This window comes from Pseudomonas sp. MF08817 (assembly GCF_059862705.1).
In genome coordinates, this window is sequence record NZ_JCBCUY010000004.1 from 137,408 (window position 1) to 162,269 (window position 24,862).

Below are 24,862 nucleotides of genomic sequence, written 5' to 3' on the forward strand. Positions count from 1 at the left end.
GGTCTTACTCTTTAGAGGGCATTTTCTAATTTCATCTGCTTGAATGTTCGGCTGCATGGTCAATGATTGGCCTGCTTGCGAAAAAAATTAAACTCGGGTAACCAATGGAGCTGGCAAGTTCCCTGCAGTGTTCTCTGTCTTAAAAACAGCTGAAGCAGAATTCACGGTCACCCGAGCAGTAGTACCTGGCATTGGCTGTGTTACTGCACAGCAGGTCCCGGTACTCGTCTGTCGGACAATGGAGCGTCGTAGATGAGTAACAAGAATAATGATGACCTGAAACGCCAGGCCTCGGAAAACACACTGGGGCTTAATCCTGTTATCGGCTTGCGTAAAAAAGACCTGCTTACTTCTGCTCGCATGGTGCTGACCCAAGCTATCAAACAACCGTTGCACAGCGTCAAACACGTCGCGCACTTTGGGGTAGAACTCAAGAACGTGATGTTCGGCAAATCCACCCTGGCGCCGGAAAGCGACGACCGCCGCTTCAACGACCCGGCGTGGAGCCAGAACCCGCTGTACAAACGCTATATGCAAACCTACCTGGCGTGGCGCAAGGAACTGCACGACTGGATCGGCGACAGCAGCCTCTCGGAACAAGACATCAGCCGTGCCCACTTCGTCATCAACCTGATGACCGAAGCCATGGCGCCCACCAACAGCGCCGCCAACCCGGCGGCGGTCAAACGCTTCTTCGAAACCGGTGGCAAGAGCCTGCTCGATGGCCTCTCCCACTTGGCCAAGGATCTGGTGCACAACGGCGGCATGCCCAGCCAGGTGAACATGGGCGCCTTTGAAGTGGGCAAAAGCCTGGGCACCACCGAAGGCTCGGTGGTGTTTCGCAACGACGTACTGGAGCTGATCCAGTACCGCCCCATTACCGAGCAAGTGCACGAACGCCCGCTGCTGGTGGTGCCGCCGCAGATCAACAAGTTCTATGTATTTGACCTGAGCCCCGATAAGAGCCTGGCGCGCTTCTGCCTGCGCAGTAACGTGCAGACCTTTATCGTCAGTTGGCGCAACCCCACCAAGGCCCAGCGCGAATGGGGCCTCTCGACCTATATCGACGCGCTCAAGGAGGCGGTGGACGTGGTCACCGCGATCACCGGCAGCAAAGACGTCAACATGCTTGGTGCCTGCTCCGGCGGCATTACCTGCACTGCGCTGCTGGGCCACTACGCGGCGCTGGGCGAGAAGAAGGTCAACGCCCTGACCATGCTGGTGAGCGTGCTGGACACTACCCTGGACACCCAGGTGGCGCTGTTCGTCGACGAGCAGACCCTGGAAGCGGCCAAGCGCCACTCCTACCAGGCCGGCGTGCTCGAAGGCAGCGACATGGCCAAGGTATTTGCCTGGATGCGGCCCAACGACCTGATCTGGAACTACTGGGTCAATAACTACCTGCTGGGCAATGAGCCACCGGTGTTCGACATCCTCTTCTGGAACAACGACACCACGCGCTTGCCGGCTGCCTTCCACGGCGACCTGATCGAGATGTTCAAGAACAACCCCTTGGTGCGCGCCAATGCCCTGGAGGTGTGCGGCACGCCCATCGACCTCAAGCAGGTCACCGCCGACGTGTATTCCCTGGCGGGCACCAATGACCACATCACGCCGTGGAAGTCCTGCTACAAGTCCGCCCAGTTGTTTGGCGGCAAGGTGGAGTTCGTGTTGTCCAGCAGCGGCCATATCCAGAGCATCCTGAACCCGCCGGGCAACCCGAAATCGCGCTACATGACCAGCACCGATATGCCCGCCGACGCCAACGCCTGGCAGGAGAATTCGTCCAAGCACACCGATTCCTGGTGGCTGCACTGGCAAGCCTGGCAGGCCGAGCGCTCGGGCAAACTGAAAAAGGCCCCCACCAGCCTGGGCAGCAAAACTTATCCGGCCGCCGAAGCGGCGCCGGGCACCTACGTTCACGAGCGATAAGCGAAACACCGGCAGTCTGTGGGAGCGAGCCTGCTCGCCCCCACAAGCAACGATGAAAAACTGACCCATAGGGCTTCAAGCATGCCGCAACCGTTCATCTTCCGTACGGTCGACCTGGATGGCCAAACCATCCGCACCGCCGTACGTCCCGGCAAGCCTCACTTGACGCCCTTGCTGATTTTCAACGGCATCGGCGCCAACCTGGAGCTGGTGTTCCCGTTCGTCCAGGCCCTGGACCCGGACCTGGAGGTGATCGCCTTCGATGTCCCCGGTGTCGGCGGCTCCTCGACGCCCAGCCGGCCCTACCGCTTTCCCGGGTTGGCCAAGCTCACGGCGCGCATGCTCGACTACCTGGATTACGGCCAGGTCAATGTGATTGGCGTGTCCTGGGGCGGCGCGCTGGCCCAACAGTTCGCCCACGACTACCCCGAGCGCTGCAAGAAACTGGTGCTGGCGGCCACGGCGGCCGGGGCATTCATGGTGCCCGGCAAGCCGAAAGTACTGTGGATGATGGCCAGCCCGCGGCGCTATATCCAACCGTCCCATGTGATCCGCATCGCACCGATGATTTACGGCGGCTCGTTCCGCCGCGACCCCAACCTCGCCGCCGACCATGCCAGCAAAGTGCGCTCGGCCGGCAAGCTGGGCTACTACTGGCAACTGTTCGCCGGGTTCGGTTGGACCAGCATCCACTGGCTGCACAAGATCCATCAGCCCACCCTGGTGCTGGCCGGCGACGACGACCCGCTGATCCCGCTGGTCAATATGCGCATGCTGGCCTGGCGAATTCCCAACGCCCAGCTACACATAATCGACGATGGCCATTTGTTCCTGATTACCCGGGCCGAAGCCGTCGCACCGATCATCATGAAATTTCTCCAACAGGAGCGGCAGCGGGCCGTCATGCACCCGCACCCGGCGCCCGCGGGCAAGGCCTAGGAGGCTGGCTGCCCGGCGCAAATGGCGCGCAACAACTATGTTGTCTGTCTTGGGCTTGTTGATGGCTGACGAAGGAGTGTTGACTCATGCGAGAAAAACCCGCGCCGGGCGTGCTGCCGACCCCCGCTACGCTGTTCAACGCCCACAGTGCGATCAGCGGCCTGCGTGGCCGTGACCTGTTTTCCACACTGCGCAGCGTCGCTTCCCATGGTTTGCGCCACCCGTTGCACAGCGCCCGTCATGCCCTGGCCTTGGGCGGGCAACTGGGCCGCGTATTGCTGGGCGAAACCCTGCACACACCCGCCCCCCAGGACAACCGCTTCAGTGACCCTACCTGGCAACTCAACCCGTTTTACCGGCGCAGCCTGCAGGCCTACCTGAGCTGGCAAAAGCAGAGCCAGAGCTGGATCGACGACAGCGGCATGAGCGACGACGACCGCGCCCGCGCCCACTTCGCCTTTGCCCTGCTCAACGACGCCGTGTCGCCCTCCAACACCCTGCTCAACCCGTTGGCGGTCAAGGAGCTGCTCAACTCCGGCGGCCACAGCGTAGTGCGTGGCATCGGCCATCTGTTCGACGACCTGCTGCACAACAACGGCCTGCCCAGCCAAATCACCAAGCACGCCTTCGAGGTCGGCAAGACCGTCGCCACCACGCCCGGTTCGGTGGTGTTTCGCAACGAGCTGTTGGAGCTGATCCAGTACAAGCCCATGAGCGAAAAACAGTACGCCACGCCCCTGCTGGTGGTGCCGCCGCAGATCAACAAGTACTACATTTTCGACTTGAGCCCGGCCAACAGCTTCGTCCAGTACGCGCTGAAAAATAACCTGCAGGTGTTCATGATTAGCTGGCGCAACCCCGACGTGCGCCACCGCGAGTGGGGCTTGTCCAGCTACGTGCAGGCCGCCGAAGAGGCGATGAACGTCTGCCGTGCGATCACCGGCAGCCGCGAGGTCAACCTGATGGGCGCGTGCGCGGGGGGCCTGACCATCGCCGCCCTGCAAGGCCACCTGCAAGCCAAACGCCAGTTGCGGCGCGTCGCCAGCGCCAGCTACCTGGTCAGCCTACTCGACAGCCAGATGGACAGCCCCGCCACCCTGTTCGTCGACGAACAAACCCTGGAAGCCGCCAAGCGCCGCTCCTACCAGCAGGGTGTACTCGACGGTCGGGACATGGCGCGGGTGTTCGCCTGGATGCGGCCCAACGACCTGATCTGGAACTACTGGGTCAACAACTACCTGCTGGGCAAGGCGCCGCCGCCCTTCGACATCCTTTACTGGAACAACGACAACACGCGCCTGCCCGCCGCGCTGCACGGCGACCTGCTGGATTTCTTCAAGCACAACCCCTTGAGCCACGCCGGCGGGCTGGAGGTGTGCGGCACGCCGATCGACCTGTCCAAGGTCAACGTCGATAGCTTCAGCGTGGCCGGGATCAACGATCACATCACGCCCTGGGACGCGGTGTACCGCTCGACCCTGCTGCTCGGTGGCGAGCGGCGCTTCGTGCTCTCCAACAGCGGCCACGTGCAAAGCATCCTCAACCCACCCGGCCACCCCAAGGCCAACTACATCGAAAACCCCAAGCTGAGCAGCGACCCACGCGCCTGGTACTACGACGCCAACCACGTTGACGGTAGCTGGTGGCCGCGCTGGCTCGAATGGGTCCAGGAACGCTCGGGCACCCAGCGCGAAACGCTGATGGCCTTGGGCAATCAGCATTACCCACCGATGGAAGCCGCCCCCGGCACTTATATTCATGTGCGCTGAACGCCCAACCACTAAGAAGACTGGATGAAAACCCGCGACCGGATCCTGGAATGCGCCCTGCAGTTGTTCAACGACAAGGGCGAACCGAACGTCTCGACCATGGAAGTGGCCAATGAAATGGGGATCAGCCCCGGCAACCTCTACTACCACTTCCACGGCAAGGAACCGCTGATTCTGGGCTTGTTCGAGCGTTTCCAGGCAGAACTCATGCCCCTGCTCGACCCGCCCGCCGACGCGCAACTGGCCGCCGAGGATTACTGGCTGTTCCTGCATTTGATCGTCGAACGCCTGGCCCACTACCGCTTTCTGTTCCAGGACCTGTCCAACCTGGCCGGCCGCCTGCCAAAACTGGCCAAGGGCATCCGCAACCTGCTCAACGCCCTCAAACGTGCCCTGGCCTCCCTACTGGCGCGGCTCAAGGCCCAGGGGCAACTGGTCAGCGATACCCAAGCCTTGGGGCAGTTGGTAGAACAAGTCACCATGACCCTGCTGTTTTCCCTGGACTACCAGCGCATTCTCGACCGCGAAGGCCAGGTACGGGTGGTGGTCTACCAGATCATGATGCTGGTGGCCCCGCACTTGCTGGCGCCGGTCAAGGTCGCCACGGAGAACATGGCCCTGCGTTATCTGGAGGAACCTGCCTGAATCCTGCCCGGCGCCCAAACAAAAACGCCCGACCTTCACAGGCCGGGCGTTTTGGCATGCCCTGAAAAATCAGGACTGACTGGTTGGCACCGGGGTTGGCGCCACAGTCGGGGCGGGCGTTGGCGCTGCTGCCGGCGCCGGGCTGGCCACAGCAGGCTTGGCTGCTGCGGCTGGCTTGGCGGCCGCGGGTTTAGGCGCGGCAGGCTTCTTGGCGACTGGTTTTTTCGCCGCTGCCGGTTTGGCCGGGGCCTTGGCAGCAGGTTTTACCGCAGCCTTGGCCGCGACAGGCTTGGCCACCGGTTTTGCAGCAGCCTTGGCGGCTGCGGTTTTCGCCGCCGGTTTGGCTACTGCTTTAGCGGCTGGTTTGGCAGCAGCCTTGGCCAGAGGCTTGGCCGCGGTTTTTGCCGCAGGCTTGGCCGCTGCGGTTTTCGCCGCGACGGGTTTGACCGAGGCACCGGTCAGGCGCTCGATCTGCTTGGTCAGGGTATCGACCTTGCTGTGCAGCGCCTTCACTTCATTGCGGCTCGGGACACCCAAACGGGAAATGGCGCTGTTCAGGCGTTTGTCGAAGGCTTCTTCCAACTCGCCCCATTTGCCCAGGGCGCGGTCTTTGACATCACCGACGCGGGACTTGGCCGAACTGGCGGAGTCCTTGGCGGCATCCACTTTCTTGCCCAGAACGCTCTTGGTCAGTTTCTCGGCTTTTTCGCCGTCCTTGACCAGGCTTTCAAATACCTTGGAACCGTCAGCATCGATCTTGGAATACACGCCTAAACCAGCAAGCCAGATTTTGCGGGAGTAGTCTTCGACTTTCCCGATCCACGAGTTGCCTTCTTTCTCAGACTTCTTTTTAACAGCCATCCCGTTCTCCTTAATGTTTACGCGCGACACGTTCGAGCAATGCCGTCAGCCCAACGAGCTTAGCAGAGAGTGTCTCAACATCATGTTTAGACGCAATGCCGAAGCGATTCAAGGCACTGGCGACACGGGCGTCAAAAGCTTTTTCGACTTTATCGAGTTGAACTTCGACCCGGCCTTTGAAACTGCCAACATCATCTTTGACGTTATCGATTTGGCTATTAGCGGCTTCCAGTTGTTCAGCCACAACTTTTTTGCCTTTCTTTTCAACTGTTTGGCCAGTCTTGACCAACTCATGAAAATACTCGGTGCCTTCCTGGCCGACTTTGGCGTAGGCACCCAGGCCGGCCAACCAGATCTTGCGGGCATAAGATTTAACTTCGCTCAGAGTGGTTGGCTGAGCATCGACTTTTTTCTTCAGACTTACTTTGGCCATGGTGCACCTCACGCGCAAAAAGGTTTGAGGAACCGCCCACGAAATTGGGGCTAGGGCACAAAGTAGTGAGATTAATTAGAAACGGCACCCTAACAACTGACGTACATCACAAACAGTCTTTGCGGGCGCGAGCCGGCGCCCACACAAAACCCCACTCAGGCCAGCGCCTTGTCCAACGCCTTTTCGATTTCGGCCTTGATGGTGCCGCTCATCGCCGACATCAACAGCCCCAGCTCCACATTCACCCGGATCGACTTCTCGCCTACTTCCACCGCGCCGGCGACCCCGGAGCGCTTGAGTTTTACCGTGTCCCCCGCCCACTGGGGCTGCAGCCCATACTGGTCGGCCAGTTTCTGCACCAGTACCTGGGCTTTCTCGCGGGCGGCTTGCAAACCCAGGTCGTGGGCACGCTCAACATTTATACGGGCCATTGGCTGACTCCTGTTTTATCGGGGTTTGCCGGATCGATCCTGACCTGCGTCAAAACGTCCCGGCGATTGCCTATCTTACCTTCAGCCTTGCCAAGACAAAGCCCGCCACCGGGATTAGAATGGCCGGCATTCTCTTTTGGTGACAGCGATATGACTGATTCGCACAAAGGCAGTGATGCCGAACCTACCACTCACTTCGGCTTCAAAAACGTCCCGCAAAGCCAGAAAGCGGAAAAAGTCGCCGAAGTATTCCACTCGGTCGCCAGTAAATATGACCTGATGAACGATGTGCTTTCCGGCGGCATGCATCGCCTGTGGAAGCGTTTCACCATCGAGCTGTCCGGCGTGCGCAGCGGCAACCGCGTGCTGGACATCGCCGGCGGCACGGGCGACCTGGCCCTGAAGTTCTCGCACCTGGTCGGCCCGACCGGCCAAGTGGTGCTGGCCGACATCAACGAATCCATGCTCAAGGTCGGCCGTGATCGCCTGCTCGATCGCGGTGTGGCGGGCAATATCGAGTTCGTCCAGGCCGACGCTGAAAAGCTGCCGTTCCCCGACAACCACTTCGATTGCGTGACCATCGCCTTCGGCCTGCGCAACGTGACCCGCAAGGAAGACGCCCTGCGCTCCATGCTGCGGGTGCTCAAGCCGGGCGGTCGCCTGCTGGTGCTCGAATTCTCCAAGCCCACCAACGCGCTGATGTCCAAGGTCTATGACGCTTACTCCTTCGCGTTCATGCCGATGGTGGGCAAGCTGATCCTCAACGACCCGGAAAGTTATCGCTACCTGGCCGAATCGATCCGCATGCACCCCAACCAAGAAACCCTGAAGTCGATGATGGTCGAGGCCGGTTTCGACCGCGTGACTTACCACAACATGACCTCGGGCATCGTCGCCCTACACCGCGGCATCAAGCCCTGATGTTGCTCAGCGGCCTGCTGGCGGGGGTCGAACACGGCCTCAACCGCGTCCTGCGCCTCGACAGCACGGCTCTGCCGCGCCTGGGTCATTTGAACGGCAAGGTGATCGCCGTCGACTGCCGCAGCCCGGCCTTGCAGTTGTTCATCCTGCCCAGTGATGAAGGCCTGATGCTGGCCGCGAACTGGGCCGCCGACGCCGATTGCACCTTGCGCGCCCCCGCGTCGAGCCTGCTGAGCCTGGCCCTGAGCAAGGACAAGACCGCGATCCTGCACGGCCCCGACGTCGAACTCGACGGCGACAGCGCGGTGCTGCTGGACCTGGCCGCCGTGCTGCAAGACCTGGAGCTGGACTGGGAGTACGAGCTCTCGCGCTGGCTTGGCCCCGTCGCCACGCAGTTGATCGGCGGCCATTTGCGCAGCCGCAGCCGTTGGTACAGCCAGGGGTTCGCCAGCCTGAACCAGAACCTGGGCGAGTACCTGAGTGAAGAAGCGCGTGCCCTTGTAGGCCTGCGCGAAGCCGAAGCCCGATTTAGCGAACTGGACCGGATCAAACTCGATCTGGAACGCCTTGAGGCGCGTGTCGAGCGCCTTTCCCGATCCCTTGATTCAAGCGATAACGCATGAAGCTGCTTGCCGTCCGCCGTTTGTTGCGCATCCAGCGCGTCGTGATCCGCTACCGTCTCGATGACCTGCTGTTCGACCTCCCATTGCCCTGGTTCCTGCTGGCCCTGCGCTATGCCTTGCCGTGGCGCTGGTTCCCGCGCAAGCCCCTGGACCTGAGCCGTGGCGCGCGCCTGCGCCTGGCGTTGCAGGATCTGGGGCCGATCTTCATCAAGTTCGGGCAGATCCTCTCCACACGCCGCGACTTGCTGCCCGAAGACATCGCCGACGAACTGATGCGCCTGCAAGACCGCGTGCCGCCGTTCGACTCGCAAGTGGCGGTCGATCTGATCGAAGCGCAACTGGGGCAGAAGATCAGCGACGTCTTCAGCCGTTTCGACATCGAACCACTGGCCTCCGCGTCGGTGGCGCAAGTCCACGCCGCGCAGCTCAAAAGCGGTGAAGAAGTAGTGGTCAAGGTCATTCGCCCGGGCCTCAAGCCGATCATCGCCCAGGACCTGGCGTGGCTGTTCATCCTCGCCCGCGCCGCCGAAAAACTCTCCGCCGACGCCCGCCTGCTGCACCCGGTGGACGTGGTGCAGGACTACGAAAAAACCATCTACGACGAACTCGACCTGCTGCGCGAGGCGGCCAACGCCAGCCAGCTCAAGCGCAACTTCGAGGGCTCGCCGCTGCTGTACGTGCCGCAGGTTTATTGGGACTGGTGCCGCCCCAAAGTGCTGGTGATGGAGCGCATCTATGGCATTCAGGTCACCGACCTGGCGACCCTGGCCGACCAGCGCACCGACATGAAGGCCCTGGCCGAACGCGGCGTAGAGATTTTCTTCACCCAAGTGTTCCGCGACAGTTTCTTCCACGCCGACATGCACCCGGGCAATATTTTCGTCAGCACCGTGAACCCCTGGAGCCCGCAGTACATCGCCATCGACTGCGGCATCGTCGGCAGCCTGACGCCCCAGGACCAGGACTACCTGGCCCGCAACCTGTTCGCTTTCTTCAAGCGCGACTACCGCCGCGTGGCGCAACTGCACATCGATTCGGGCTGGGTGCCGGCCGAGACCAAGCTCAATGAGTTCGAGGCGGCGATCCGCACCGTGTGCGAGCCGATCTTCGAAAAGCCGCTCAAGGACATCTCCTTCGGCCAAGTGCTGATGCGCCTGTTCCAGACCGCTCGGCGCTTCAATATGGAAGTGCAGCCACAATTGGTGCTGCTGCAAAAGACCCTGCTCAACATCGAAGGCCTGGGCCGCCAGCTCTACCCGGACCTGGACCTGTGGAACACCGCCCAGCCGTTCCTGGAACGCTGGATGCGAGAACGCGTCAGCCCCAAGACCCTACTGGGCAACCTGCAAAGCCAGGTCGAGCAATTGCCGCACCTGGCCAACATGACCCGCGACCTGCTGGAACGCATGTCCCAACCCCACGCCGCGGACCCCGCGCCGCCCTGGCACCGGCGCAAGGACGACTGGTTCCTGCGCCTGCTGGGCGCCGCGCACCTGGCAGGTGGCGCGGTGCTGGCGGCGGGCGGCCCGCTCGGTGAAGCAGGCCACTGGCCGGCCGGCGTGATGGTGGCCGTGGGCTTGTATCTGGTCGTGCGCCGATAGCCAGCCGGGGTATCGGCTGGCACACTGAAGCGAATTAGTTACAAGTTGCAAGCTGCAAGCGAATCGGCGGCGTGACCTAGGTTAGTAAGCTTTTACTTGCAGCTTGAAGCTTCAAGCTCGCCTCTTTTTCAGGAACTGAAAATGAATAACTGGCTGGACGAGATCAAATGGGACGCCGATGGCCTGGTGCCAGCAATCGCCCAGGATCACAAGACCGGGCGCGTGCTGATGATGGCGTGGATGAACCGCCAAGCGCTGCAATTGACCGCCGCCGAGAACCGCGCCATTTATTGGTCACGTTCGCGTGGCAAGCTGTGGCGCAAGGGCGAAGAGTCCGGCCACGTGCAGCATTTGCATGAACTGCGCCTGGACTGCGACGCCGACGTCATCATCCTGAAAGTCGAGCAGGTTGGCGGTATCGCCTGCCACACCGGCCGCCAGAGCTGCTTCTATCGTGTCTTTGAAAACGGTGCCTGGGCAACCGTCGACCCAGTACTCAAAGACCCGCACGCCATTTATTCGGACCACAAACATGACTGACACCCTGACCCGCCTGGCCCAGGTGCTCGAAGAGCGCAAAGGCGCCAGCGCCGACAGTTCCTACGTCGCCAGCCTGTACCACAAGGGCCTGAACAAGATTTTGGAAAAAGTCGGCGAAGAATCGGTCGAGACGATCATCGCCGCCAAGGATGCCGCCATCAGCGGTGACTGCAGCGATGTCATCTACGAAACTGCTGACCTCTGGTTCCACAGCCTGGTCATGCTCGCCCAACTGGGGCAGCACCCGCAGGCCGTGCTCGATGAACTGGAACGACGCATTGGCACCAGCGGGCATACCGAGAAAGCCTCGCGCCCGTCCACCTGAATTCAACTTCTAGAGAGGAAACGCAACATGGGCATTTTTGACTGGAAACACTGGGTCGTCATTCTGGTTGTCGTGGTGCTGGTGTTCGGTACCAAGAAACTGAAAAACCTGGGCACCGATGTCGGCGAATCGATCAAGGGCTTTCGCAAAGCCATGAACGACGACGAAAAACCGGCCGAACCCAACGCATCCACGGCGCAACCCGTGCCGCCGGTGCAGCCCCAGGCTTCGCCACTGAGCCAGCCGCACACGATCGACGTGCAGGCGCAAAAAGTCGAAGAGCCGATCCGCAAAGACTTGTGAGCACCCAATAAATGTTCGGTATCAGCTTCTCTGAACTGCTGCTCGTCGGCCTCGTCGCCCTGCTGGTGCTGGGCCCCGAGCGCCTGCCGGGTGCTGCGCGCACCGCAGGCCTGTGGGTCGGGCGCCTGAAACGCAGCTTCAACGCAATCAAGAATGAAGTTGAACGGGAAATCGGCGCCGACGAGATTCGCCGGCAATTGCACAACGAGCACATCCTGTCGTTGGAGCAAGAGGCCCGCAATATCCTCAACCCGCAGCAGAAAAACCCCGGCACGTTCACCCCGCCGGTACAGGAACCGCCCGCCGCGCCTAGCGTCGAGCCTGCTGCGGTTGTTACCCCGACAGAATCCGTGGCGGCTACCACCGCCGCTTCCGAGCCCACTTTGCCGCCGCGAGCCCCATGAGCGCTGATAAACCGGAACACGACCAGCACATGCCGCTGGTCTCGCACCTCACCGAGCTGCGAACCCGCCTGCTGCGCTGTGTCGCGGCGATTTTCGTGATCTTCGCCGGGCTGTTTGCCTTCACCCAGCAGATCTACACCTTCGTCTCCACGCCGCTGCGCGATTACCTGCCTGTCGGCGCGACGATGATCGCCACGGACGTCTCGTCGCCGTTCCTCACGCCGCTGAAGCTGACGATGATGGTGTCGCTGTTCCTCGCGATCCCGGTGATCCTGCACCAGATCTGGGGCTTCATCGCGCCGGGCCTGTACAAGCACGAAAAACGCATTGCCGTGCCGCTGCTGGTGTCGAGCATCCTGCTGTTCTACACCGGCATGGCGTTCGCCTACTTCCTGGTGTTCCCGCTGATCTTCAAATTCTTCGCCGCCGCCACCCCGGCGGGCGTCGAGATGATGACCGACATCACCAGCTACCTCGATTTCGTGATGACGCTGTTCTTCGCCTTTGGCGTGGCGTTCGAGATCCCCGTCGCCGTGGTGCTGCTGGTGTGGATTGGCGTGGTGGACGTCAAGTACCTGAAGAAGATCCGCCCCTACGTCATCATCGGCTGCTTCGTGGTGGGCATGATCCTCACCCCGCCGGACATCTTCTCCCAGACCCTGCTGGCGATCCCCATGTGGTTGCTGTTCGAGATCGGCATCCTCTTTGGCAGCCTGGTCAGCAAGCGCGGCGAGCACCCCGACGACCCGCCTTCGGACAGTGAACCCCAAGACCAGCCGCCAGCGACCCAAGCGTGAACCTGCTGCTGCTCGAAGAGGCCGACTTCATCGCGCCGGACCGCGCCGTGCTGGGCGGGCGGCGCCTGACCCATATGCAGGAAGTACACCGCGCCGCCGTCGGCGACAGCTTGCGGGTCGGGCGCATTGGCGGCTTGATGGGTTCGGCGCAATTGCTGCGCCTGGACAGCCATGAAGCCGAGTTGCAGATCAGCCTCGACCAACCGCCGCCGGCCAAGCTGCCGCTGACCCTGCTGCTGGCCCTGCCCCGGCCGAAAATGCTCCGCCGCGTGCTGCAAACCGTCGCCGCCATGGGCGTGCCGCGGGTGGTGCTGGTCAACAGCTACCGGGTGGAAAAAAGCTTCTGGCAAACCCCGTTCCTGGAACCTGCCGCCGTGCGCGAGCAATTGATCCTGGGCCTGGAACAAGCGCGAGACACAGTGCTGCCCGAGATCATCATCGAGAAGCGCTTCAAGCCCTTCGTCGAAGACCGCTTGCCCGCCCTGGCCGCCGATACCCTGGGCCTGGTCGGCCACCCCGGCCCTTACCCGCCGTGCCCGCGCGGCCTCGACGAACCGGTGACCCTGGCCATCGGCCCCGAGGGTGGCTGGATCCCCTACGAAATCGACCTGCTGGCCAAGGCCGGCCTGCAACCGGTGCAACTGGGCGAGCGTATCCTGCGGGTCGAAACCGCCGTCACGGCGCTGCTCTCACGGTTGTTCTAAACGCTCCTGTAGCAAGCGGCCGCTCCAGTTACAGACAAAGGTCTTACATCCAAATCCTACAGAACCCACAGCGACGGCCGATAAATCCCTTATAGAACCAGTTGTCTTTTCAGGGAGTTACAGCATGTACCGGTGGTTAGCCCATAGCTTGGGAAATGTGAGTGTCAATCTGAAACTCAGCATCGGCTTCGGCCTGGTGCTGCTCCTCACCCTGCTGATTACCCTGACCGGTTGGATCGGCCTGGGCCATGTGATCGAACGCGGCGACAAACTGGGCTTTATTTCCAGCCTCAATGAACTGACCAAAGACCTGCGTGCCGCGCGCCTGACCTACGAACTGCACCACGGCGAACAAGGCACCGAGGCGGTCAGCGACCTGTTGAATAAACTCGATGCCAGCCTGCAACAGGCCCGCACCTACATCACCCACCCCGAAGACGTCACGCTGATCGGCCAGCAACAGGCCGCCGTGGCCGAGTACAAGCGCGGTTTCGTCAATTTGGCCGAGGCCAACCAGAACCGGGAAGCCAACCGCGCCCAGCTCATCGCCACCGCTAATGCGGCGATGGCCAGCGTGGCGCAGGTGGAAAAATCCCTGCTGCAAGGCGAAAGCGTGGCGCAGTTCAACAGCGTCATCGAGTTGAGCAAGCTGATCCAGCAAGCGCGCTTCCAAGTGCGCGGCTACACCTTCAGCACCAAGGCCGAGGCCCTGCAACCGGCACTCGAGGCCGTCGACAACGCCCTGGCCTACCTCACCGGCCTGCCCGCCGCGCTGCCCGAGCAGCACATCGCCCACCTGCAACAGGCCAGCGAGGCACTCAAGGGCTACCGGGTGGCCGTCACCCAGTTCGCCCAGGCCCAGGAAGCCAACGTCGCGGCCCTCAAGCACATGGCCGACCAGGGCACGCGCCTGATGGACCTGAGCAACCAACTGACCGTCTCGCAAACCGCCAAGCGCGACAGCGAAGCGGCCAGCGCGAAAAGCACCCTGATGCTAGCCACCGTGCTGGCGCTGGCCTTCGGCCTGTTCGCCGCGTGGAGCATCACCCGGCAGATCGTCACGCCCCTGCAGCAGACCCTCAAAGTGGTCGAGCGCGTGGCCTCTGGCGATCTCAGCCACGACCTGGATGTGCAGCGCCGCGACGAACTCGGCCAACTGCAACAGGCCATGCAGCGCATGACCGTGAGCCTGCGTGAGTTGATCGGTGGCATCAGCGACGGCGTGACGCAAATCGCCAGCGCCGCCGAAGAACTGTCGGCCGTGACCGAGCAGACCAGCGCCGGGGTCAACAGCCAGAAAGTCGAAACCGACCAAGTGGCCACCGCCATGCACGAAATGGCCGCCACCGTGCAGGAAGTGGCGCGCAACGCCGAGGAAGCCTCCGAAGCCGCCGTGGCCGCCGACCAGCAGGCCCGCGAAGGCGACAAGGTCGTTGGCGAGGCCATCGCCCAGATCGAACGCCTGGCCACCGAGGTGGGCAACTCCACCGAGGCCATGAGCCATCTGCAACGCGAGAGTGACAAGATCGGCAGCGTGCTGGACGTCATCAAATCGGTGGCGCAACAGACCAACCTGCTGGCCCTCAACGCGGCCATCGAAGCGGCGCGCGCCGGCGAGGCGGGCCGTGGTTTTGCGGTGGTCGCCGATGAAGTGCGCAGCCTGGCCCAGCGCACGCAAAAATCCACCGAGGAAATCGAAGAGCTGATCGTCGGCCTGCAAAGCGGCACCCAGCAGGTGGCGACCATCATGGACAACAGCCGCACCCTCACCGACAGCAGCGTGGAACTGACCCGCCGCGCCGGGGGCTCGCTGGACAACATCACGCGCACCGTCTCGGCGATCCAGGCGATGAACCAGCAGATCGCCGCCGCTGCCGAGCAGCAAAGCGCCGTGGCCGAAGAGATCAACCGCAGCGTGCTCAACGTGCGCGATGTGTCCGAACAAACCTCGGCCGCCAGCGAAGAAACCGCCGCCTCCAGCGCCGAACTGGCGCGCCTGGGCGTGCACCTGCAAAGCCTGGTGGGGCGGTTTAAGGTCTGATACCCCGTAGGTACATCAGCCAGGGTTGGCTCTGCATGGGCTGCCGTCATCGCGGGCAGGCCCGCTCCCACAGGTGAACTGTGGTGTGGGTGGGATTTTCATTTTCCTGCTCCCGATGGCGGCCCTGAGTGGCGGTACCGAGTGGTAGGGGTAAGACCGTTGCCACCCACAAAAAACCTCCCCCAAAGCCCTCTGCCCGGAGGGCTTTTTTCTGAAATTTCTTACGCAATTTTCAGGTCGAGGCTTACAGGGCTGACGCCGATCAACAAGGACATGCGCTCCTCTCCTGACACCCGTCAGCCGCAGCGCCATGCCCTTCTTGAATCGTCGGAGGTTCATCATGTTTCGTTGGCTGACCCGCGCCGTGGACAACATCAATGTCCCCCTCAAACTTGCCCTGGGCTTCGGCCTGATCCTGCTCCTGACCCTGGCCATCGCCCTCACGGGTTGGAGCGCCCTGGGCACGGTGCTCTTTCGTTCGCAGACCCTGACCGAGCTGGCCCAGTTAGGCCTGAGCAGCAAAGACCTGCGCAACGCCCACATCATTTACCAGGACTCCAGTTCCCCCAAGAACCTGGAGGCCATCAGCCGCCATCTAGCGAAGATCGACCAGCAACTGGACAGTATCGCGCTGCGCCTCAAAGACCCGGTCAACCTCAGGCAAATCCAAGTCAGCGCCGGGTATGTCGGCAACTTCAGGAATCGCCTGGGAGAACTGGCGCCGGCCATCGAGCAACGCGAAACAGCCCGCAACCAACTCAAACTTAGCGCCAAGCGCACCAGCGAAGCCGTCGCCCGGTTCGCCAGCGACCTGCCCAACCAGGACGACCAGCAAGCCCTCAAACCCGTAGAGCAACTGCGCCAGGCTATGGCCCAAGTCGAAGACCATGTGCTGAGCCCAGCCTGGATCGCCACGTCCCTGCAAAGCTACGCCGATACCGTTATCAACGGCCTCGCTGCCGTGGAACGCGCCGAAGCGCAGTTGCAGGCGTTGCCCGCCCACATGGCCCCCCTCAAAGCTGCGCTGCTCGATTACCGCACCCAGATCAGCCTCATGAAGGATGCGCAACTGGGCACTGAAACGACCCATGAAAAAATGGCCCAGCAACTCGACGCCCTGCTCAGCGAGAGTGGCGATCTGAGCCGGGATCAATTGCGCAAGGCCGCTAACCAGGCTGATTACGCCAACACCTTGCTGGCCGCGGTCACCGCCGTCGCGATCCTGATCGGCATGTTCGCCGCGTGGCTGATCTCCGCGCGGATCACCGTGGCCCTGCACCAAACCCTGCAAGCGGCCAACCGCATCGCCCAGGGCGATCTGCGCCAGGACCTCGACACCCGGCGCCGCGACGAATTGGGGCGCCTGCAGCGCAGCATGCACAACATGACGCTGAACCTGCGCAGCCTGATTGGCGATATCGGCGAAGGCGCGATCCAGATTGCCAGCGCCGCCGAGCAACTGTCGGCGGTCACCGAACAAACCAGTGCGGGGGTCAACAGCCAGAAGGAAGAAACCGAATTAGTGGCCACGGCCATGACTCAGATGGTCGCCACGGCTCGCGAGGTGGCTCTACATGCCGAGCAAGCCTCCCGGGCCGCTGTGGAAGCCGACCAGCATGCTGGCCAGGGCGATCGCGTGGTCGGCGAAGCCATCGCCCAGATCGAGCACCTGGCCAGCGAGGTCAGCCATTCCGGGCAGGCCATGGAGCAGTTACAGCAGGAAAGCGGCCGCATCGGCAGCGTGCTGGACGTCATCAAGTCGGTCTCGCAGCAAACCAACCTGCTGGCCCTCAATGCAGCCATCGAGGCAGCCCGCGCGGGGGAGGCCGGGCGCGGTTTCGCGGTGGTCGCCGACGAAGTGCGCAGCCTCGCGCAGCGCACCCAGCAATCGGCCGAAGAAATCGAACAACTGATCCTAAGCCTGCAAAACGGCACCCAACAGGTCGCCAGCATCATGGCCAACAGCCAGAGCCTGACCCACAGCAGTGTCGAACTGGCCCGCCGTGCAGGGGAAGCGCTGAACCACATTACCCGCACCGTGGCCAGCATCCAGGAAATGAACCCACAGATCGCCGCCGCCGCCGAAGAACAAAGCAGCGTGGCCGAAGAGATCAACCGTAATGTGATGAATGTGCGCGAAGTGTGCGAGCAAACTTCGGCGGCCAGCGAAGAGACCGCAGCGTCCAGTATCGAACTGGCGCGTTTGGGTACGCATTTGCAGCGATTGGTGGAGAAGTTCAAGGTATGAAGCCGAACCGGGGCCAAAGGCCCCGGCCCGCCTTTACAGGACCTGACGCAAAAACGCTTGGGCGCGAGGGTCTTTGGGGGCGGCGAAGAACTCCGCCGGAGGGGCATCTTCGAGCAACTTGCCGTGGTCGAAAAACAGCACCCGGTCTGCCACTTCCCGGGCAAAGCCCATTTCGTGGGTGACGCAGACCATGGTCATGCCTTCCAGGGCCAGGGTTTTCATTACATCAAGTACTTCGCCGACCATTTCCGGGTCGAGCGCCGAGGTGGGTTCGTCGAACAGCATGACCTTAGGGTCCATGGCCAACGCCCGGGCGATGGCCACCCGCTGCTGCTGGCCGCCGGACAGGCGCGAGGGAAACTCGTTGGCCTTTTGCCCGATACCGACCTTCTCCAGCAGCGCCCGCGCCTTGGCCTCACGCTCGGCCTTGCCGCGCTTGCGCACGACTTTCTGTGCCAGGCACAGGTTTTCCAGCACGGTCATGTGGGGGAACAGGTTGAAATGCTGGAACACCATGCCGACTTCGCGGCGGTAGGCGTTGACGTCGGTCTTGGGGTCGGCCAGTTGCAGGCCATCGATGCTGACCGAGCCGGCGTCGAACTCTTCCAGGCCATTGAGGCAGCGCAGGAAGGTGGACTTGCCCGAACCCGACGGGCCGATCACCACCAGCACTTCGCCCTTCGCCACTTGGGTGGTGACGTGGTCTACGGCGCGCACGACTTGGCCGCGGGTGTCGAAGACTTTTACCAGATCGCGGACTTCAATCACTTTGCGCGAGCCTCCGCTCAAGCCGGCTGGCGATTTTCGACAGCGGCAGGTTAATCAACAGGTACAGGCCCGCCACGCAGAACAGGATCTCGAACGGCGAGAAGGACGTGGTGATGACCTCGCGCCCGCTCTTGAGCAGTTCGGTGATGGCGATGACCGACACCAGCGAGGTGTCCTTGACCAGGCTGATGAACTGCCCGGCCAGCGGTGGCAGCACTCGCTTGAAGGCTTGCGGCAGCACCACATGGCGCATCGACTGGCCAGCACTCAGGCCCAGAGAACGGGCCGCCTCGTCCTGGCCACGGGTGATGGACTGCACCCCGGCGCGGATGATTTCCGCCACATAGGCGCCGGTAAACAGCGACAGCGCAGCGATGCCCGCAATCTCCCGGGACAGGTTGAGCACCGTGCCGATGAAGAAGTAGAAGATGAAGATCTGCACCAGCAGCGGCGTGCCGCGCACCAACTCGATGTAGACGATGGACAGGTCGCGCAGGGTCGGGTTTTTCGACAACCGGCACAGGCCCGTGGCCAGGCCGATCACCAGGCCCAGCACGCCGGACACCACCGACAGCCAGAGCGTGGTCCACAAGCCCCACAGCAGCGGGCCGGCCGCCCAGTGCCGGGTTACGCCGATCACGTCGCCTTCGGCCACGTCATCGCCGCGGGCCACTTGCAGGCTGTTGTCGTCGACCGTCACGTGCTGCTCGGCCCCCGCGTCGTTGCGCAGGGTCACTTGCGCCTTGCCGCCGTTGCGCACCACTTCGCTGACGGTGGAAATCTCTGCCGCTCGTTGGGATTCTTCAGCGTGGTAGGCGAAATACTGGGGAACGCGGTTCCATCGCCATTCGTATGACATCAGCGAGGTGGCGTAATACAACGCGCCAGCCAGGCCGATCAGCACCAGCACGGTCAAAACGTGCCAGGGCCATTGGGCTTTTTTTTGTTTCATTGCAGGATCCGAAATGTATGTCGCCTGGGAGGCCTCTATCGCGAGCAGGCTCGCTCCCACACCGGACCGAGTAGGTCAATTGTGGGAGCGAGCCTGCTCGCGACAAGGGCAGCGGGTTGCCGTTGACACCCCACCGCCCTGCATAGCCTTACTCCATGTCTTTGAGCCAAGCGGTGTCTTTGAACCACTTGTCATGGATGCGATCGTAAGTGCCGTCTTCACGGATCTGGTGCAGGAAGTTGTTGATGAAGTTCAGGCTGTCGTAGTCACCTTTCTTCAGGCCGAAGGCCAGGGGCTCGAAGGTGAACGGCTTGTCGAGGAACACCAGTTTGCCGTTGCCGACCTTGTTCACCGCGACCACGTTGTACGGCGCGTCGTAGATGAAGGCATCAGCCTTGCCGTTGACCACGTCGAGCACAGCTTCCTGCTCGTTGTCGTAGCCGTGGTATTTGGCTTTGGAGATCAGCTTCTTGGCGACCATTTCGCCAGTGGTACCGAGCTTGGAGGTGATGCGGTAGTCAGCGCTGTTCAGGTCTTTGTAGGACTTGATGGTGCCTTCCAGCTCCTTGCGGATCAGCAACGTCTGGCCGACCACGATGAAGGGTTCGCTGAAGTTCAGGCGCAGGTTGCGTTCCTGGGTCAGGGTCATGCCGCTGCCGATCATGTCGAACTTGTCGGTCAGAAGGGCCGGGATGATGCCGTCGTAGCCGGTGGAAACGGTTTCCAGCTTGACGCCCATGGCCTTGGTCATGGCCTTGAGCAGGTCCACTTCAAAGCCGATGATCTCGCCGCGTTTGTTGGTCATCTGGAACGGCATGTAGGTCGGGTCCATGCCCACCTTCAGCGTGCCGCGCTTGACCGCGTCGTCGATGGCGCCAGCCTGCGCCGCGTTGACCGAAACCAGTGCCGTGACGCCGAGCAGCAGCATCGAAAGATACTTCTTCATCATCAAGTCCCCTAAGCCATTTTATTGTTTGAGGCGAGTGCGCCTTGGGTTTCCTTGTGGGAAACCGGCAGATACATAGTTTTGTGACACCCATACGGGGAGCGATGCTAACCCACTCCCCCGACGGCACAAAGGTCTGGGCGGCAATTGTTGTTGCTTGAAGCACAAATAGCCGTAGGACGTATCCCAACATAGAGCCGTGAAACCCGTCGCCCCACAAACAAAAACCCCGCGAGGTTCAGGTCGCGGGGTTCAGGTCAGGCGGGCAACGCCTGGGTGATGGCCGGTTTGAGCGGCAGCAACGGCGCATGGGGGTCAGCCTTGATCGACTGCCGCCAGGCACTGAGCCAGGCTTCGTGCCCTTCGCTCCAGACCTGCTCATGCAAACGGGCCAGGGCGACCGGGTCGCTGAGCAGCGCCAGGCGTTCGTTGTTGGCCAGCCCTTGCGGGCCGACTTTCAGGGCATGGCTCACCCGTTCGGTGCGCAGCGCCTCTATCGGCTCGGCCTGCCCGTGACGGGACGTGGCCAGGGCACAAGCCAGGGCGTTCTGCTGCGGGTCGACCACGGCACGGATGAAACCGTCCTTGAGGGCGTGCCAGCGGTTTTCATGGGTGTACTGGTCGGTGGCGAGCAAGGCCTGGGGCGGGGCGTATTCCTCGGGAATAAGGAACAGGCTTTCGTCGCGGGACTTGAGGCCCAGGCCCACACGGCTGGAAATCACCGATACCGGGATCGACAGCATCAGCGAACCGACGATCGGCACCAGCCACCAGAGGAAGCTTGGGTTGAGCCAGATCACCAACAGCGCCCAGAAGAACCCGAGCAGGGTTTGCGGGCCGTGGCGCTTGACCGCTTCGCTCCACGGCGTGGAATCGTCGTCACGCTGCGGCGAGTTCCAGGTTGCGGCCCAGCCCAGGAACGCGGCCAGCACGAAACGGGTGTGGAAGATCATGCGCACCGGCGCCAGCAGCATGGAGAACAGCATCTCCAGCAGCATCGACAGGGTCACCTTGAACTTGCCGCCGAACTCTTTCGCACCCTTGGCCCAGATCAGGATGATGCTCAGCAACTTGGGCAGGAACAGCAGCACGATGGTGGTGGAGAACAGCGCGATGGCTTTGTCCGGGTGCCATTGCGGCCACAGCGGATAGAGCTGGCGCGGCTCCAGGAAGTACTGCGGCTCCATCAGCGTGTTGACCGCCAGCAGCGCGGTGGACAGCACGAGGAAGAAGAACCACAACGGCGCCGACAGGTAAGACATCACCCCCGTCAGGAACACCGCGCGGTGCACCGGGTGCATGCCCTTGACCAAAAACAGGCGGAAGTTCATCAGGTTACCGTGGCACCAGCGACGGTCACGCTTGAGTTCGTCCAACAGGTTGGGCGGCAGTTCTTCATAACTGCCGGGCAAGTCGTAGGCGATCCACACGCCCCAACCGGCACGGCGCATCAGCGCGGCTTCAACGAAGTCGTGGGACAGGATCGCCCCGGCGAACGCGCCTTTGCCCGGCAATGGCGCCAGGGCGCAATGCTCGATGAACGGCTTCATCCGGATAATGGCGTTGTGGCCCCAGTAGTGGGATTCGCCCAACTGCCAGAAGTGCAGGCCGGCGGTGAACAACGGGCCATATACGCGGGTGGCGAACTGCTGCATGCGCGCATAGAGAGTGTCCATGCCAGAGGCACGGGGCGCGGTCTGGATGATCCCAGCGTCCGGCGTGGCTTCCATCAGGCGCACCAGGCTGGTCAAGCATTCGCCGCTCATCACGCTGTCGGCGTCGAGCACCACCATGTACTTGTAGTCGCCGCCCCAGCGACGGCAGAAGTCGTCGAGGTTACCGCTTTTGCGCTTAACCCGACGGCGACGGCGACGGTAGAAAATCTTGCCAAAGCCCTTGGCTTCGCGGCAGACGTCCAGCCAGGCCTGTTGCTCGGCCACACAGATGTCGCTGTCGTTACTGTCGCTGAGCACGAAGAAGTCGAAGCGGTCCAGATCGCCCGTGGCGGCCACCGACTCGAAGGTGGCGCGCAGGCCAGCGAATACCCGGGGCACGTCTTCATTGCAGATCGGCATCACCAACGCGGTGCGCGCATTGGCCGGGATCGCCTCGTTGCCGGCGCTGGCCCCGGAGATGCGGTATTTGTCGTGGCCGGTGAGCAACTCGAGGAAGCCCATCAGCGCCGTCCAGAAACCGGCCGACACCCAGCAGAACAGAATCCCGAACAGAATCAGGATGCTGGTTTGCAAGGCATAGGGCAGCACTTGGGTGGCGGTTTGCATCAGCGGTTGGTGCAGGACTTCTTCAAGGTCAACGAAGGACCAGCCCTGGTAAGGCATGATGCCTTTCATATACCAGCCCGCGACGATGGTCTGGCCCAGCATCAACACCAACAAAATGTAGCGACGGATCGAACCGACAGTGCGCCAGCGCGCCGCCGGCAGGACGCGCTCGTCCTTGGGCGGCAACGGCGGGTTGCTGCGCCCGGTCAGGCGCCGCCAGCCACGCACGAGGATATTGGTGCGCCACGGCTCCGGCACCACTTTGGTGCGGCGGATCGGCGGCGTGGCCTTGAGGCACACCCGGCCTGCCGAATCGAGGGCCAGCATCTCGGCCTCTTCCAGCTCTTCGGCGCTGTTGAGCAGCAAACGGCTGCCCACCGAAGCCTGGGCGGCCTCGGCGGGGGCGTCGAAAGACGCGGACGAGAGACGTTCGTGCAGCTCGCTGAACGACCGGCAACCCGCCAATTCGGCGCGTTGCTCGTCACTCAGCGGTAGGTGCGCCAGGTACTCGAACAGAGTCTCTGGCCGGGCTTGAGGGTTACTCATCGGCTGGCAACTGGTAGCTCCAGGTCTCGGTCAGCACTTGTTCAGTCTTGACCGGCTCCGGGGTGGCGGTGGCCGCAGGTGCCGTTTCCGGCTGCGGGTCCTTCTTCGCGGTTTTTTCGCTTTGCTTGGCCGCGACCTTGTCAGCCTTGATGACGTGCGCGGTGTCTTGCACCGGCTCGGCGACCACCATGTCACGCACCAGGGCGGCACGCATTTCAGTAGCCTTGCCCGCGTCCTTGATCTTCAGGCGCAGGGTCAGGCGCCAGCCCTTGGTGTAAGGGTTGTAGCGCACGCTGTTTTCGACGACTTCGGCGTTGTCGCCGACGCTGACCTGGCTACGCACGGTGGCGTCCGGCAGCAACTTGGCCAAGGACGGGCCCTGGAAGTCCACCAGGTAGGCCACGCTGCCGTCGGGTTGGCGGATCAGGTTGGACTGCTTCACGTCACCGGTGGAACGCAGGGTCTGCATGACCCAGGCGCTGTCATCCGAATGCAGGGCGGCTTCGTCCATGGTCCAGTGCAGGCGGTAGCTGACATCCAGCGGCTGGCCTGGCTCGGGCATTTTTTCCGGGCTCCAGAACGCAACGATGTTGTCGTTGGTCTCGTCGGCGGTAGGGATTTCCACCAAGTCCACGGTGCCTTTGCCCCAGTCACCTTCCGGCTCGATCCAGGCACTTGGGCGTTTTTCGTAGTTGTCGTCGAGGTCTTCGTAGTGGCTGAAGTGGCGACCGCGTTGCAACAGGCCGAAACCGCGCGGGTTTTCCACAGAGAAGTTGCTCACCGACAGGTGTTTAGGGTTGTTCAGTGGGCGCCAGATCCACTCGCCGTTGCCGGCATGGATCGACAGACCGCTGGAGTCATGCAGTTCGCGGCGATAGTTGAGTACTTTCGACGGCTGGTTGGCGCCGAACAGGTACATGCTGGTCAGCGGGGCGATGCCCAGTTTGCTGACTTTGTCACGCAGGTACATGCGCGACTTGACGTCAACGACCGTGTCGCTGCCCGGGCGCAGGATCAGGCGATAGGCACCCGTGGCACGCGGCGAATCCAGCAAGGCGAAGATCACCAGGTGCTTGTCGCCGGTTTTCGGGCGTTCGATCCAGAACTCGGTGAAACGGGGGAATTCTTCACCGGACGGCAACGCGGTATCGATGGCCAGGCCACGGGCCGAGAGGCCGTAGATCTGATCCTTGCCCACGACGCGGAAGTAGCTCGCGCCCAGCATGGTCATGATCTCGTCTTGCTTGTCCGCCTTGTTGATCGGGTACAGCACGCGGAAACCCGCGTAACCCAGTTGTTCGGTGGCTTTGGGGTCGAACTTGACGTCGCCGAAGTCGAAGCGAGTCGGATCATATTTGATCGGTTCGACGGTATTGGCCGTCACTTCGTTGATTTTCACCGGCGTATCGAAGTGCATGCCCTGGTGATAGAAGGACAGCTTGAACGGGGTTTTCTGATCGGCCCATTCGGCTTTTTCGGTACGGAAGCGAATTTTCTGATAGTCCGCGAACTTCATTTCACGAAATTCGTTCGGCAGATTGCTGCGCGGGGCTTCGTACTTTTGTGCCGCCAACTCTTTGGCCTTGGCCGCTACATCATCCAGGTTGAATGCCCATATTTGACCGGCGCTGAGCAGGCAAAGCAGGGCAGAACCCGCCGCCAGTGCGTTACGAAACCGTTTGGCAGACAACTTTGGTGCATTACAGGGACTAACAATCACGAGCAACCCTCGCCGAAAACAGATCAAAAAACCAACGGCCAGATAAAGTGCCGTCGCGGTCGGCTGTATGAAAAATCCGACCCCGCATGCCACTTTTGCCAAGTTGGCGAGCATTGTTCGGACTCCGCGGG

23 protein-coding genes are annotated in these 24,862 nt (G+C 62.1%); 15 read left to right on the forward strand and 8 right to left on the reverse strand.

What is annotated here, in order from left to right; all coding sequences use genetic code 11:
* The first annotated feature begins 252 nt into the window (after positions 1-252).
* The 4 genes from phaC (AC19YR_RS04245) (at position 253) to AC19YR_RS04260 (ending at position 5,285) form a co-directional block, all read left to right on the forward strand.
* Entirely contained in the window at positions 253-1,932 is a 1,680-nt protein-coding gene (gene phaC / locus AC19YR_RS04245; RefSeq protein ID WP_500597311.1) for a class II poly(R)-hydroxyalkanoic acid synthase, read from the forward strand.
* An 81-nt stretch (positions 1,933-2,013) separates the two neighbouring features.
* Positions 2,014-2,871, forward strand: coding sequence for a poly(3-hydroxyalkanoate) depolymerase (gene phaZ, locus AC19YR_RS04250; RefSeq protein ID WP_095108888.1), 858 nt, complete (start codon positions 2,014-2,016; stop codon positions 2,869-2,871).
* A gap of 86 nt (positions 2,872-2,957) precedes the next feature.
* Positions 2,958-4,640, forward strand: a complete 1,683-nt coding sequence (gene phaC / locus AC19YR_RS04255) for a class II poly(R)-hydroxyalkanoic acid synthase (protein WP_500597312.1) — start codon at positions 2,958-2,960, stop codon at positions 4,638-4,640.
* 24 nt (positions 4,641-4,664) lie between these two features.
* On the forward strand, positions 4,665-5,285 hold the full coding sequence (locus AC19YR_RS04260; protein WP_095108886.1) for a TetR/AcrR family transcriptional regulator: 621 nt from the start codon (positions 4,665-4,667) through the stop codon (positions 5,283-5,285).
* A 69-nt stretch (positions 5,286-5,354) separates the two neighbouring features.
* Here AC19YR_RS04260 and AC19YR_RS04265 read toward each other — a convergent pair whose 3' ends face one another.
* The 3 genes from AC19YR_RS04265 to AC19YR_RS04275 all read right to left on the reverse strand — a co-directional run bounded on the left by AC19YR_RS04265 (position 5,355) and on the right by AC19YR_RS04275 (position 7,010).
* Positions 5,355-6,146 carry a phasin family protein gene (locus AC19YR_RS04265; protein WP_500597314.1) on the reverse strand — a complete coding sequence of 264 codons (792 nt, stop codon included), beginning with the start codon at positions 6,144-6,146 and terminating at the stop codon, positions 5,355-5,357.
* A gap of 10 nt (positions 6,147-6,156) precedes the next feature.
* Positions 6,157-6,579, reverse strand: coding sequence for a phasin family protein (locus tag AC19YR_RS04270; protein WP_500597315.1), 423 nt, complete (start codon positions 6,577-6,579; stop codon positions 6,157-6,159).
* Between the two features lie 155 nt (positions 6,580-6,734).
* Entirely contained in the window at positions 6,735-7,010 is a 276-nt protein-coding gene (locus tag AC19YR_RS04275; protein WP_095108883.1) for a polyhydroxyalkanoic acid system family protein, read from the reverse strand.
* Positions 7,011-7,160: 150 nt separating this feature from the next.
* On the opposite strand from AC19YR_RS04275, the gene ubiE reads away from it, so the two are divergent.
* The 11 genes from ubiE (at position 7,161) to AC19YR_RS04330 (ending at position 17,517) form a co-directional block, all read left to right on the forward strand.
* A complete protein-coding gene (ubiE, locus tag AC19YR_RS04280; RefSeq protein WP_095108882.1) occupies positions 7,161-7,931 on the forward strand; it encodes a bifunctional demethylmenaquinone methyltransferase/2-methoxy-6-polyprenyl-1,4-benzoquinol methylase UbiE in 771 nt (256 codons plus the stop codon).
* A complete protein-coding gene (locus AC19YR_RS04285; RefSeq protein WP_095108881.1) occupies positions 7,931-8,554 on the forward strand; it encodes a ubiquinone biosynthesis accessory factor UbiJ in 624 nt (207 codons plus the stop codon). The genes ubiE and AC19YR_RS04285 overlap by 1 nt, the downstream gene beginning before the upstream one ends.
* Positions 8,551-10,155, forward strand: coding sequence for a ubiquinone biosynthesis regulatory protein kinase UbiB (gene ubiB / locus AC19YR_RS04290; protein WP_095108880.1), 1,605 nt, complete (start codon positions 8,551-8,553; stop codon positions 10,153-10,155). The genes AC19YR_RS04285 and ubiB overlap by 4 nt, the downstream gene beginning before the upstream one ends.
* A gap of 141 nt (positions 10,156-10,296) precedes the next feature.
* On the forward strand, positions 10,297-10,695 hold the full coding sequence (gene hisI / locus AC19YR_RS04295) for a phosphoribosyl-AMP cyclohydrolase (protein WP_095108879.1): 399 nt from the start codon (positions 10,297-10,299) through the stop codon (positions 10,693-10,695).
* Positions 10,688-11,020, forward strand: a complete 333-nt coding sequence (locus AC19YR_RS04300; protein WP_095108878.1) for a phosphoribosyl-ATP diphosphatase — start codon at positions 10,688-10,690, stop codon at positions 11,018-11,020. The genes hisI and AC19YR_RS04300 overlap by 8 nt, the downstream gene beginning before the upstream one ends.
* Before the next feature lie 27 nt (positions 11,021-11,047).
* Entirely contained in the window at positions 11,048-11,323 is a 276-nt protein-coding gene (locus tag AC19YR_RS04305) for a twin-arginine translocase TatA/TatE family subunit (protein ID WP_095108877.1), read from the forward strand.
* A gap of 11 nt (positions 11,324-11,334) precedes the next feature.
* On the forward strand, positions 11,335-11,727 hold the full coding sequence (gene tatB / locus AC19YR_RS04310) for a Sec-independent protein translocase protein TatB (protein WP_095108876.1): 393 nt from the start codon (positions 11,335-11,337) through the stop codon (positions 11,725-11,727).
* Positions 11,724-12,524 carry a twin-arginine translocase subunit TatC gene (tatC, locus tag AC19YR_RS04315; protein WP_095108875.1) on the forward strand — a complete coding sequence of 267 codons (801 nt, stop codon included), beginning with the start codon at positions 11,724-11,726 and terminating at the stop codon, positions 12,522-12,524. The genes tatB and tatC overlap by 4 nt, the downstream gene beginning before the upstream one ends.
* Complete coding sequence (locus AC19YR_RS04320; RefSeq protein WP_500597318.1) at positions 12,521-13,228, forward strand: 16S rRNA (uracil(1498)-N(3))-methyltransferase; 708 nt, start codon at positions 12,521-12,523, stop codon at positions 13,226-13,228. Before tatC ends, AC19YR_RS04320 begins: the two co-directional genes overlap by 4 nt.
* Positions 13,229-13,352: 124 nt before the next feature.
* Positions 13,353-15,269 (forward strand): methyl-accepting chemotaxis protein, encoded by a 1,917-nt coding sequence (locus AC19YR_RS04325; RefSeq protein ID WP_500597320.1) that lies wholly within the window; start codon positions 13,353-13,355, stop codon positions 15,267-15,269.
* Positions 15,270-15,609: 340 nt separating this feature from the next.
* Complete coding sequence (locus AC19YR_RS04330) at positions 15,610-17,517, forward strand: methyl-accepting chemotaxis protein (RefSeq protein ID WP_095108872.1); 1,908 nt, start codon at positions 15,610-15,612, stop codon at positions 17,515-17,517.
* 33 nt (positions 17,518-17,550) lie between these two features.
* Here AC19YR_RS04330 and AC19YR_RS04335 read toward each other — a convergent pair whose 3' ends face one another.
* From AC19YR_RS04335 to AC19YR_RS04355, 5 genes are all read right to left on the reverse strand, one after another.
* Positions 17,551-18,285, reverse strand: a complete 735-nt coding sequence (locus AC19YR_RS04335; protein WP_095108871.1) for an amino acid ABC transporter ATP-binding protein — start codon at positions 18,283-18,285, stop codon at positions 17,551-17,553.
* Positions 18,278-19,237, reverse strand: a complete 960-nt coding sequence (locus AC19YR_RS04340) for an amino acid ABC transporter permease (RefSeq protein WP_095108870.1) — start codon at positions 19,235-19,237, stop codon at positions 18,278-18,280. Before AC19YR_RS04340 ends, AC19YR_RS04335 begins: the two co-directional genes overlap by 8 nt.
* 148 nt (positions 19,238-19,385) lie before the next feature.
* Complete coding sequence (locus AC19YR_RS04345) at positions 19,386-20,183, reverse strand: transporter substrate-binding domain-containing protein (protein WP_095109003.1); 798 nt, start codon at positions 20,181-20,183, stop codon at positions 19,386-19,388.
* Positions 20,184-20,440: 257 nt separating this feature from the next.
* A complete protein-coding gene (gene mdoH / locus AC19YR_RS04350) occupies positions 20,441-23,011 on the reverse strand; it encodes a glucans biosynthesis glucosyltransferase MdoH (protein ID WP_500597322.1) in 2,571 nt (856 codons plus the stop codon).
* Positions 23,004-24,731: a glucan biosynthesis protein G gene (locus AC19YR_RS04355; RefSeq protein WP_500597324.1), complete on the reverse strand. Its 1,728-nt coding sequence runs from the start codon at positions 24,729-24,731 to the stop codon at positions 23,004-23,006. The genes mdoH and AC19YR_RS04355 overlap by 8 nt, the downstream gene beginning before the upstream one ends.
* Positions 24,732-24,862 lie beyond the last annotated feature (131 nt).